We start from the raw sequence: 11,860 nt of genomic DNA, 5'->3' as shown, positions 1-11,860 counted from the left end.
ATAATCTTTTATAAGGGAGGTGTTTTATGTTTAGTTCACTTAAATTTATTTTATTATTTATAGCATTTATGATGCTATTAAAGGCTATATACCCTATTTTAAATAGGCTTACTAAATATAAAGAGCAAAATTATAATTTTTCTTTGAAAGTTAAAAAAGAAAATATAAACAAACTATCTAGATTTGAATTCGAAGGCTTTTGTAAATGGTTATTTGACGGGAATTCTAATATATTAAGTATAGAAGATCCTTACTCTGATCTTTCTAGCGGTGCAGATTTTATATTAAATACTTTAGATTCTGAAAAGATCTATGTAAAATGTAAAAGGAATATAAAAGAAGACACTTTAACTATAGGGTTAGACCCTTGTCAAAGCCTAATTGGCGCTATGGTTTCAGATAATGTTAAAGAAGGCATTATAATAACTATAGGATCCGTTAGTGAAGCTGCAAAAGATTATATAAAATCAATTAATTCAAATACTGATTTTACTTTAACTATAATAGATATGGAAGGGATTTCTAGACTTTTAGAAGCTAAAGAAAACTCTGAAGATTACGAAATAAATGTAACAATATAATAAAGGCAATGGAAAAATAAATTAAATTTATTTTTTCATTGCCTAATTATTTTAACTTCCCATTATCTTTGAGAAAATTTGTCCTGATGTATTATATAAAAAGAATCCTAAAACTATAAGGGCTACGACCATAACTATCAATGCAATCCTCATTTTTTTCTTAGTTCTTTTTATATCTTCTTCTATTTTAAGTTCATCTTCTTTATTTAAATCTTCCACCAATCTTCACCCCTAACAAACAAACTACTCTTACTAATAATTATATACTATTATACTAGATTTATTTCACATAATTCTTAAATTAGTCTTAATTGATTGATAGATTTAAAATAACCTTTTACTTTTTATAACTTTTCCAAGCTTATCAGTTTTTAAATCATATAAACCTATACCATAAAATGCCCCTTCAAAAGGAACAAACACATTTAAAGCGTAGTCTAATACCTTTTTTAGTTCTTCTAAGCTAAGACCACTAGCTAAGCTGCAATGAGGATTCCATCTTTCTGGTTTATAAAATTCACGTGCACTATAATCATAATCTTTCATAACTTTATAAAAATCCCTATGCATGCTTAAAATCTCTTCTGTTATCATAGGCGAAATCAAACAAGTTCCTGTAGTTGGAAATGATCCTAAAATGTCAAACCTACTTTTCATACTCTTTAAACCTTTAGAAAAATCACGTAATCTATTTATAAAATCATCTAAATTATTAATTTCATCATAAATTGCAAGGGTTATATGAGGCTCTAAAAGCTTCACGTTATCAAGCCCTGATCCAATTTTATTTTTTGATAGTTCTCTCCATATACTCTTTATGTATTCCGACGATTTCTCATCTAAAAACAAATCTACAGCATACATACTTATCCCTCCTTTAATTCTACAAACCCTAAGATGCTTCTTAACAATATTTTACCACAAATTTAATTCATATATTTATTTACTATTTCATAACATCTTTTTCTTGTGCTATCTATAAGAGATTTAGTATATACCACTTGCTCATTTTTTTGAGATTTTAATTTATTCGCCGCATTATGAGCCTTGATTTTGCGATCTACAACCCATTTCTTTTCTTCTTCTTTAAGTTTTACGTAATCCTTCTTATTTAAGTTTTTTCCTAAGTAATCGCCGATCTCATTAAGTTTATCATCCCACATTGTAAAGTCTTTATCTTCAGATTCAAAAATTTCACCTAAAGTTTTTTTATTATAATATAAGTTTTCACTTTTATTTTTCATTCTTTCGAACTGCTTTAGTAAACATTTCTTTTCTTCTTTTATAGGTAAATCATATCTAGGTTCTACAGAAAAACTACAATTTTCTAAACTTAAATTTGATTTATTTATATTTTTATTATTTTCCTTATAAGTTATAGTTTTATCTTTTGCATTTTCACAAGAAATAAAGGCTAAAGCTAATAATAAAAATATTAAAAGACTACTAAAGAGCTTCTTTTTCATATATAATCACCTAAACACTTTATTAAAAGAATAATTCACTTGAAAAAGCTATTATATCCCCTTTATTTAATTTTTTTCTAGAGTCTCCTGATGTACTATATTTTTTAGGAACTCTATCTATCCCTTCTTCTAAAACAAAATTATAAACTTTATCATCTTTAAAATTATCTAATTTTTCTTTTAATTTTTTAACTTCATCTTTGCTTAAATAATACTTTGCAATTTTTGTGTAGTAAAAATAAAGCATTAAAGCTAAATCATCATTATTAACTATTTTATAAACATCTAGATTTTCTTCTATACCTTTAATTATTCTACCTATAACGTCTCTATTTACTTCGTAATGATAATTTTCTTCCCCTCCTTTTATAACTTCATAATCTCTTAGATTATCTATTAATTTATCTATAATAAAGCTATATTCTGTCTTTTGGTCTAACCCTTCAATAACTTCTTCTACTTCAAAAATATCTTCACTTATTATAGTACTAACATATTCTTCGTATCTATTAAGTGGTACATTTCCATCATAAACTTCTAAGAATCCATCACTTACATATAAAGCGTTTTTATTTATCATCTCTGTTATAATGCACCCTAATATATTTCTTCTAACTCTTCTATCTTCTAAAATATTTAAATCGTATTTATCTCTATCCATTATTAATAATGCTAATTTTTCTACTAATGTTAATTTATTTTCCATAAAAATCATCTCCTCCTTTTTATATTAAAATAAAGATTTTACCTTTCTATTAACCTTTTAAAAAATTTACATTTCTTCCATACAATTTTAAATAACTATTTCTATATAACATATTTTTATAAAGAAAAACCTAACTACAAAAATATAGTTAGGTTTAAAAATTATTTTAATTCAAATGTTAATGTTGTAGGGTTGTGATCGCTATATTCGAAATTATAGTCTTTTCCTTTTATACTTTTAACCTTTATATTATCAGAAACTAAGAATCCATCTATTACTGATTTTAAATTTTCTCCATCAACATACGGTTTTTCAACTGTTCTGTTACTTGGAGTAAATTTATCTGAATAGATACTAAATCCTTTAGGAGTAAAATCTTCTGGTAATTTTTGAATCCAATCTGGAAGACCTTCTGTAGTTTTAAAATTAAAAGCATCAGTTCCTGGAAGCTGGTTATTAAAGTCTCCACCTAAAATAACATAATTTCCTTTATTATATTCTTCTAAAACGAACTTTTTAATAAATGCAAGTTGTACCTTTCTAACCTTTCCACCCTTATCAAACGCTGAAAGATGTACATTAATTAAAACAAATTCTTTTCCATTTTCTAATTTTTCTCTATTTACAAGCATACATCTATCTAAATCACCAAGTTGTCTAAAGTAAGATTCTTTACCTGGTAAATCATATCTATCTGCACTATTAAAAGAGTATTTAGATAATGTCATTATTCCACTTAAAACTCTTCCGTGAGGATGAGTTATAGGAAGGGGAACCCATTTAACATCAAAATTCTTTGCAAAAGAAGTGCTATAATCTTTAAAATTATTATTAACACTTTCTACTTCATTTACGTTAAAACTTCTACTAGCCTTTTTATCTATTTCTTGTAGAAAATAAAAATCAGAATTTTTATCTTTCATTATATTTTCTATCCCATTTAAATTAGCTTTAACAGCTTCTTCACTTATAGCCCTAGACATCTTTCCGCCATCCATAAAGAAATCAACGTTTTTATCCATTCCTGCATAACCTATATTAAATGTAGTTAGTGTATATTCTTTATTTAATTTAACCGTTTTTTCTCTATTATTCTCTATATTAACTTTTTCTATAGGTTCTGGTTTATAATCTGTTACTATCATAAAACAAACATAACCTAATACTAAAACTAATAATACAATAATTGCATAGATTAATACTTTAATCATTTTCTTCATCTATTACCTCCATTTCTACAACATAAGTTTAATTATAAATATTATATTTTAAATAGGGAAGATAATATTCATCCTTTTACAATTTAGTAACATAGATTTAGTGTATAATGAATTTGTAATTTAACTTATTTTACTTAGAAGGGAAAGATAACTTATGTCAAATAAAGAAAGAGTAGAAGAAATCAGAAAAATTGCAGAAGGTTATTTTGAAAGAGGAGAATTCTTCTGTTCAGAAGCTGTTGTTAAAACTATTAACGATGCTTTAGGGAAACCTTTTTCAGATGATGTAACTAAACTCGCTTCAGGATTTCCTGTAGGAATAGGTAAATCTGGCTGCCTTTGCGGTGCAGTTAGTGGCGGAGTAATGGCACTTGGAATGGTTTATGGACGAAGTCATTTAGAACCTATGAACGATAAAATGTTTGAAGAATCAAAAGCTCTACACGATCATATCCGTGAGATGTATAAAAGTACATGCTGTAGAGTTATGACAAAAGACTTTAAAGAATTCAATTCACCTGAAAGAAAAGCTCACTGCATAAAAATAACAGGTGAAGTTGCAGCTTACGTAGCTAATAGATTAATAGAAGATGGAAAATTAAAATAATCAATATATCTTTATAATTAAAGGAACTCTAAAAAGAGTTCCTTTAATTTTTAAAAAGATTTTATTTAAAACTATAAGTTACTTAAATACTCATCTATAGCAGCAGCTGCATCTTTACCTGCACCCATAGCTAATATTACAGTTGCGGCTCCAGTTACAGCATCTCCCCCTGCATAAACTCCTTTTCTTGAAGTTTTACCTGTTTCATCTTCTGCAACTATACATTTTCTCTTATTTATTTCAAGCCCTTCTGTAGTTGAAGAAATAAGAGGGTTTGGTGAAGTTCCAAGAGACATTATAACTGTATCTACATCCATAACAAACTCAGACCCTTTAATAACTTCTGGTTTTCTTCTTCCAGACTCATCAGGTTCACCAAGTTGCATTTTTACGCATTTCATTCCTGATACCCAGCCGTTTTCATCTGTTAATATCTCTGTAGGATTAGTTAAAATATCAAAAATAATCCCCTCTTCTTTAGCGTGGTGAACTTCTTCTATTCTAGCTGGAAGTTCAGCTTCACTTCTTCTATATACGATATGAGTTTCAGCTCCAAGTCTAAGTGCTGTTCTAGCTGCATCCATAGCTACATTTCCGCCTCCTACTACAGCTACCTTACTCCCCGTTCTAACTGGAGTTTCATAATCTTCTTTAAAAGCTTTCATAAGATTTACTCTAGTTAAATATTCGTTAGCTGAAAATACTCCATTAGCATTCTCTCCTTCTATTCCCATAAATCTAGGAAGTCCAGCACCAGAACCTATAAATACAGCATCAAAACCTTCTTCATTTAAAAGCTCATCTATAGTTATAGTTCTTCCTATAATAACGTTAGTCTCAATCTTTACGCCAAGCTTTTTAATATTTTCAATCTCACCTTTTACTACAGTTTCCTTTGGAAGTCTAAATTCTGGAATACCATAAACTAAAACTCCTCCGGCTTCATGAAGCGCTTCAAAAATAGTTACATCGTATCCAAGTTTCGCTAAGTCTCCAGCACAAGTAAGACCAGCTGGTCCACTTCCTATAACTGCAACTTTTTTCCCCTTTGATTCTTCCTTAGTTGAAAGATCTATATTGTGTTCTCTACCCCAGTCTGCTACAAATCTTTCTAGCTTTCCTATAGAAACAGAGTCACCCTTTACTCCTAAAACACATTTTCCCTCACATTGAGATTCTTGCGGACAAACTCTTCCACAAACAGCTGGAAGTGCACTATATTTTGCAATAATTTTAGCTGCTTCTTCAAAGTTTCCTTCTGCAACTTCCTTCACAAAGCCTGGTATATCAATTGATACAGGGCAGCCTTGTCTACACATTGGCTTTTTACATTGAAGACATCTTTTAGCGTCTTTCATTGCCTCTTCTTCGTTATATCCTAAGCAAACTTCTTTAAAATTAGTAGCACGAACCTTTGGGTCTTGCTCTCTAACTGGTACTCTAACCATTCTCTCATTCATATCCATTACTTTTCACCTCCGCAATGTCCACAACCACCGTGATGAGTATTTCCTTCTTTTTCTTTAAGGATTTTTCTTCCCTCTTCAGTTTTATACATAGTTTGTCTTCTCATAGCTTCATCAAAATCTATCTTGTGACCATCAAACTCAGGCCCATCAACGCAAGCAAATTGGATTTTATCTCCAACTGTAACTCTACAAGCACCGCACATACCAGTACCATCAACCATAATTGGATTTAAACTTACTATAGTAGGTATATTTAATTCTTTAGTTAACATACACATAAACTTCATCATTATCATAGGACCTATCACTATAGCTTCATCGTAGTGTTTACCTTTATTATCTACTAAGTCCTTTAAAAGGTCAGTAACTCTTCCGTCAAATCCATAAGAACCATCATCAGTAGATATATAAAGATTTCCTGCTACTTCTTTCATTTCTGATTCTAAAATTAATATATCTTTGCTTCTTGCACCAATAATTACATCAACATCAATTCCGTGTTCCTTCATCCATTTAACCTGAGGATATACAGGAGCTGCCCCAACACCACCAGCTATAAATAGAAATTTTTTCTTCTTTAAATCTTCTATATTTTCAGATACAAATTCAGAAGGTCTTCCAAGTGGTCCAACAAAATCAGATACACTATCCCCTACTTCAAAACTCGCTAAATCCTTAGTTCCTTTACCTACAACTTGAAAAACTATAGATACAGTTCCTTTTTCTTTATCAAAATCAGCTATAGTAAGTGGTATTCTCTCTCCCTTTTCATCATTTTTTATAATAATGAATTGACCTGGCTTTGCGCTTTTACTAACTCTCTTTGCTTCTATATCCATAAGAAACGTATTATCGTTTAATTTTTCTTTTTTTAAAATCTTATACATAGTAAACTCCCCTTTTTATCATAACTTTTATGTACTTAATAAAAGCTCCCGTATATAAATGCGAGAGCCTTTACTAATTTAGAAGTCTCTTAAATCAATCTTATTAATTATTAAAAATCAACTTCTTCTCCAACAAATGTGCAATTATATAATCTTTCCATAGTTTCATCATCGATTTTTCTTGGGTTTGTAGCTGTACATGCATCTAGGACTGCATTTTTAGCCATAAATTTAACATTTTCAGCGAACTCTTTTTCATCTACTCCATACTCTTTAAATGATGCTGGAATATTTAATTCATTATTTAAATCTCTTATTAATTTAACTAATGAATTTACAAGTTCTTCTGTAGTTTCCCCTTGAAGATTTAATCTCTTCGCTATTTTTGCATATTTTTCACCGCACTCTTTAGCGTTATATTGAATTACTGATGGAAGTAATATAGCATTAGCACAACCGTGTGGTACGTGGAATACTCCCCCTATTTTGTGAGCCATAGAATGTACTATTCCAAGAGATACGTTACTAAATGCCATACCTGCTAAACATTGAGCATCATGCATTTCATCTCTTGCATCCATATCTCCTTCAAATGAAGGTTTTATATAATCTCTAACCATTTCAATTGCATGTAACGCTAATGGATCTGTGTAGTTATCTGCTATAGTTGAAACATATGCTTCTATTGCATGAGTCATAGCATCCATTCCAGTATGTGCAACTAATTTAGGTGGCATAGTTTCTGCAAGTTCTGGATCTACTATTGCAATATCTGGTGTTATTTCAAAATCAGCTAAAGGATACTTAATTTTAGCATTGTAATCAGTTATAACTGAAAATGCAGTAACCTCTGTAGCTGTTCCACTAGTTGAAGCTATAGCTATAAATTTAGCTTTATTTCTTAATTTAGGTAAACCAAATGGTACTATTGCTTCCTCAAAAGTAAATTCTGGATGTTCGTAGAAAATCCACATAGCTTTAGCTGCATCTATTGGTGAACCTCCACCAAGTCCAACTATCCAATCTGGATTAAATTTTTTCATAGCTTCTGCGCCTCTCATAACAGTTTCTACAGAAGGGTCTGATTCTACTCCATCAAAAACTTCAACTTCCATTCCAGCTTCTTTTAAATAATCTTCTATTTTTTGTAAGAAACCAAATCTTCTCATAGAGCCACCGCCCATAACAATCATTGCTTTCTTTCCCTCTAATCCTTTTAGTACTTCTAGAGACCCTTTTCCATGATAGATATCTCTAGGTAATGTAAATCTTCCCATAATTCTCTCCTCCTAATATACTTATATAATCAAAAATTTTTCCCTCGCCTATAATATTTAGCAAATAGCGTGCCAAAATAAAATTTTCTTTTGAAAACGTCTAAAATAGTCATTTTTTTAACAAAGTCTATTTATATCTTTTTCTTCTGTGTACTATTTCGATACACTAATTAACATAAGGTGTACTCTCAAAGTACAATGTACTAATTTAGTACATATTTTAGTTTCTATTTATTTAATTTCTCTCGTTAATATTTATACTAAACCATTTGGAAATTATTTACAATTAGTTTATAATAATATTATAATAATTTTTTTGGAGGTATTATTATGAAACATAAGATTTTATATTTATTTTTAATAATATTTTCTTCTTTTTTATTTATAGGTTGTGAAAAAGATGAAAGATCAAACTGCATAGAAACTTTAGATTTAGTTGTACTTGAAAATAATATTGAAACTATGGATATAGTTGCTAAAGGATATACGAGTTCCTCTCACGAACTAATAGGAAATAAGACTTTAATAAATACAGAAGGAATTGATTTATTCGCATCATCTGGAGAAAAAATCAAAATAAAAAAAATTGAGCCTGGAATGAAATTTACTGTTATGTTTGATGGTACTATAAACGAAACCTCACCAAGCAGATTAAATAACGTAGCTTGGATTCAATTAAAATAAGGTAGCTTAAAATAATTATAAGCTACCTTAACATAATACTTACTATATTAATTTTATAAAATCACTACTTACAAAGCCGTACCCGCCATTATACTCTATCTTATACCACCCGTTTTTAGAGCCTACTACTTTAACTGTAGCGTTTGGACTTAAGTATCCCTTAACTAAATATCTAGTTGAAGCTCCATCTCTAACTCTTAAATTACTAGTTACATTAACTACTCTTCCAACTTTATTATTAGATTCAATCTTATCATTTCTATCTTCTGATTTAGAAGAGTTTTCAGTTATAGTTCTAACACTTACGTAATCTTTATGGATATATCCAGTCTTTCCATCAAACTTAATTTCGTAGAAAGAGCCATGCTTTTTAATTATATCTACTTTATCATTATTTTTTAATCTTCCGATTACTCTGCTATGTGTAGATGCATCATTTCTTACATTTAGATAAGTATGGACTCTTATAGTACCAACTAATGAAGTTTTTACTTCTTGTTTCTTAGTTTCTTCTTTTTTGTCATCATTCTTTTTGTTTTCGTCTTTAGAATCTATATGAACAACCTTTATAACCTTATCTTCAGTCCAAGTCTTAACACTTAAATATTTTTCATAAACATAAGCATCTCTTCCATTAAAGTCGATTTTGTAAAAATCTCCATCTTTCCCTTTTACAGAAACCTTACTTCCATTTCTAAGAGAACCAACTATTCTACTATTAGTTGAATTATCACTTCTTACGTTTAAGTATGAAGATATATTAACTACTCTACCTTCAGAATGTTCTATTTTTATATGTTTAGTTTCTTCTTTTTCCTCAGGTTTAACTTCTGGCTTAGTTTCAGGCTTAGTCTCTGGTTTAACCTCTGGTTTAACCTCTGGTTTTGCAGTTTCCTTACTATCACTTGGTTTAGTTTCTTTATCTAACGGCTTTTCTATAGGTTTAACGACTACTACAGGCTTAGCCTCTTCTTTGTGGATTACCTTTTCTATATCTTTAATATATGTTCCAAAAACATATCCATCATCACCATTAAAATCTATTTTATACCACTCGCCATCTTTTCCTAATATGTTGACAGAGTCTCCTCCGTATAATTTCCCTAAAACTCTAGCTGAAGTTGAAGCATCACTTCTTACATTTAAATATGAATCAACAGACACCGTTCCTTTTACTATTGTTTTTACGTTCTCATCTTTTTCAAAAGCACCTTGAACATATTTATAGTAGTGAGTTGTAGGTGTTACATCATATCCAGTATAAAGTCCTCTGTTATGATAATGATCACCAAATCTATAAACTTGGTTGTCCGCAACTTCTGCAATATGTTTAGCTCTATCTGCCCACCCCATAAACACATAAGTATGAGCTTCTCCAGCAAAACAAATATCACCAGGTTCTAATGAATCTAAGTCACTAGTCTTAACCCAGCTTCTTTTAACTAACTGTTCTTCTAGTTTAGTTGTGTAAGCTATATATTTAGGAATATCAACACCTATTCTACGAAGAGCTTCTGATGCAAAGTAAACACAGGTATTACTAGCATTACCATCATGTAATCTTACAGCCTCTTTAAAGATTGATTTTCTATTATCACTATTTAGTAAGTAATGATAAAGCTTTTCTTGAATAGCAGAATGGAATTTGTTTTCTAGTTTTACTGGCCTCTCTTCTGGCTTAGTTTCTGGTTTTATTTCAGGCTTAGCTTCTGGTTTATTTTCTGGCTTAGCTTCTGGTTTATTTTCTGGCTTAGCTTCTGGTTTTGACTCTTTCTTATCTGAAGTCTTACCTTCTTCTTTAGCTTCACCTTTATCATTTGGTTGTACCTTTGACTTGTCTATTTCCTTATCAGACGGTTTAACTTCTGGCTTTATTTCCTTATAATCCTGTTTCTTTTCTAAATTCTTATCTTCTTTCTTGTCTTCTTGCTTATCCTGTAACTTTTCCCCTTGTTTGTCCTTTTGCGTGTCCACTTTTTTATCAGTAGTATCTTCTAGCTTTTCTGAAGTTTTATCTGAAACTTTTGAATCAATTTTTACTTCTGTTTTGTCTGAAACTTTATCTTTTTGTTTTGCTTCTTCCTTTTCTGAAATCTTATCTTCTGGTTTAGTTTCTGGACTTACTTCACCCTGCTTGTCCTTATTTTTATCAACCGGTTTGACTTCTGAATTATTTGACGCTTTATTATCTACTTTTACGGCTTCATTAGAATCAGTTTTTACTTCTGTTTTATCTGAAGTTTTATTTTCTTCTTTTGAAACATTTTTTACTGAAAGATTTTTAACTTTAGTCTCTAAATTATCATTCACCGTATCTTTTACTGTAAAGTATTTAGTCATTTCATCTTTAAAATACCTTATAACTTCTTTTTGCTCTTCTTTTGGTAATTTTGAAATTAAATCTGTTAATGAATTAAACTGATATTCATTTATTTTTTGAAATTTTTGAAGTTCTACTAATTCTTTTGAGATTTTAACTTTAACAAATTCATCGATAGCATTTTTCACTGTATCCTTATCTGTATTTGTTTTTGCTAAATCTATAGTATTTTCCGTTTTGAACATTTGGTTTTTAGTTTCTTTTACTAAATTTTCTTGCTTAGTTTTCTCTGTAATTTTAGCATTATCTTTTGAAGTGTTTGCAGCATCATTTATGTTTAAAGTATCTGCATTCGCTGTAGTTATTGGTGTAATCGCTATAGTGCTTGCAATAGCACCGATTGCAATTAATACTTTTATCTTTTTGCTCTTCATTTTTACCCCTCGAATCTTTAGTATTTTCTTTCTCTTTTTAATCTATATATTAAATTCTAACAATCTAGTATTTTTTATTCAACGAATCCAGCCTAGTATTTTAACCTTTTAACCTTTTGTTTATTTTTTTAAAACAAAATTCATTTTTGTTCATTTAACATCAACCTAATATAGTTTAAATTTAATTATATTAACTCATCTATTGTTAC

At 29.6% G+C, this 11,860-nt stretch carries 12 protein-coding genes; 3 read left to right on the top strand and 9 right to left on the bottom strand.

Annotation, left to right across the window (positions count from 1 at the left end):
* Positions 1-26 precede the first annotated feature (26 nt).
* Positions 27-581, top strand: coding sequence for a restriction endonuclease (locus INR60_RS00815; protein ID WP_194189573.1), 555 nt, complete (start codon positions 27-29; stop codon positions 579-581).
* Between the two features lie 51 nt (positions 582-632).
* On the opposite strand, the gene INR60_RS00810 is transcribed toward INR60_RS00815, so the two are convergent.
* The 5 genes from INR60_RS00810 to INR60_RS00790 form a co-directional block, all read right to left on the bottom strand.
* Positions 633-800, bottom strand: a complete 168-nt coding sequence (locus tag INR60_RS00810; RefSeq protein WP_194189572.1) for a hypothetical protein — start codon at positions 798-800, stop codon at positions 633-635.
* 105 nt (positions 801-905) lie between these two features.
* A complete protein-coding gene (locus INR60_RS00805; protein WP_194189571.1) occupies positions 906-1,445 on the bottom strand; it encodes a 2'-5' RNA ligase family protein in 540 nt (179 codons plus the stop codon).
* Positions 1,446-1,507: 62 nt separating this feature from the next.
* Positions 1,508-2,047: a lysozyme inhibitor LprI family protein gene (locus INR60_RS00800; RefSeq protein WP_194189570.1), complete on the bottom strand. Its 540-nt coding sequence runs from the start codon at positions 2,045-2,047 to the stop codon at positions 1,508-1,510.
* 22 nt (positions 2,048-2,069) lie between these two features.
* The gene (locus INR60_RS00795) at positions 2,070-2,753 is read right to left on the bottom strand and encodes a hypothetical protein (protein ID WP_194189569.1); all 684 of its coding nucleotides are present in this window, start codon (positions 2,751-2,753) and stop codon (positions 2,070-2,072) included.
* 161 nt (positions 2,754-2,914) lie between these two features.
* A complete protein-coding gene (locus tag INR60_RS00790; RefSeq protein WP_194189568.1) occupies positions 2,915-3,973 on the bottom strand; it encodes an endonuclease/exonuclease/phosphatase family protein in 1,059 nt (352 codons plus the stop codon).
* A gap of 154 nt (positions 3,974-4,127) precedes the next feature.
* Here INR60_RS00790 and INR60_RS00785 point away from each other — a divergent pair, with 154 nt between their 5' ends.
* Entirely contained in the window at positions 4,128-4,580 is a 453-nt protein-coding gene (locus tag INR60_RS00785) for a C-GCAxxG-C-C family protein (RefSeq protein ID WP_194189567.1), read from the top strand.
* Between the two features lie 71 nt (positions 4,581-4,651).
* Here INR60_RS00785 and gltA read toward each other — a convergent pair whose 3' ends face one another.
* The 3 genes from gltA to INR60_RS00770 all read right to left on the bottom strand — a co-directional run bounded on the left by gltA (position 4,652) and on the right by INR60_RS00770 (position 8,213).
* The gene (gene gltA, locus INR60_RS00780) at positions 4,652-6,046 is read right to left on the bottom strand and encodes an NADPH-dependent glutamate synthase (protein ID WP_194189566.1); all 1,395 of its coding nucleotides are present in this window, start codon (positions 6,044-6,046) and stop codon (positions 4,652-4,654) included.
* Positions 6,046-6,936, bottom strand: coding sequence for a sulfide/dihydroorotate dehydrogenase-like FAD/NAD-binding protein (locus INR60_RS00775; protein WP_194189565.1), 891 nt, complete (start codon positions 6,934-6,936; stop codon positions 6,046-6,048). Before INR60_RS00775 ends, gltA begins: the two co-directional genes overlap by 1 nt.
* A gap of 110 nt (positions 6,937-7,046) precedes the next feature.
* Positions 7,047-8,213, bottom strand: a complete 1,167-nt coding sequence (locus INR60_RS00770) for an iron-containing alcohol dehydrogenase (RefSeq protein ID WP_194189564.1) — start codon at positions 8,211-8,213, stop codon at positions 7,047-7,049.
* A gap of 330 nt (positions 8,214-8,543) precedes the next feature.
* On the opposite strand from INR60_RS00770, the gene INR60_RS00765 reads away from it, so the two are divergent.
* Positions 8,544-8,897, top strand: a complete 354-nt coding sequence (locus INR60_RS00765) for a hypothetical protein (protein ID WP_194189563.1) — start codon at positions 8,544-8,546, stop codon at positions 8,895-8,897.
* Between the two features lie 42 nt (positions 8,898-8,939).
* Here INR60_RS00765 and INR60_RS00760 read toward each other — a convergent pair whose 3' ends face one another.
* Positions 8,940-11,651, bottom strand: coding sequence for an SH3 domain-containing protein (locus INR60_RS00760; RefSeq protein ID WP_194189562.1), 2,712 nt, complete (start codon positions 11,649-11,651; stop codon positions 8,940-8,942).
* Positions 11,652-11,860 lie beyond the last annotated feature (209 nt).

Origin of the sequence: Clostridium chrysemydis, from assembly GCF_015234215.1 — a bacterium.
Classification (GTDB): Bacteria; Bacillota; Clostridia; order Clostridiales; family Clostridiaceae; genus Clostridium; species Clostridium chrysemydis.
This window is presented reverse-complemented; position numbering and strand designations above follow the sequence as displayed.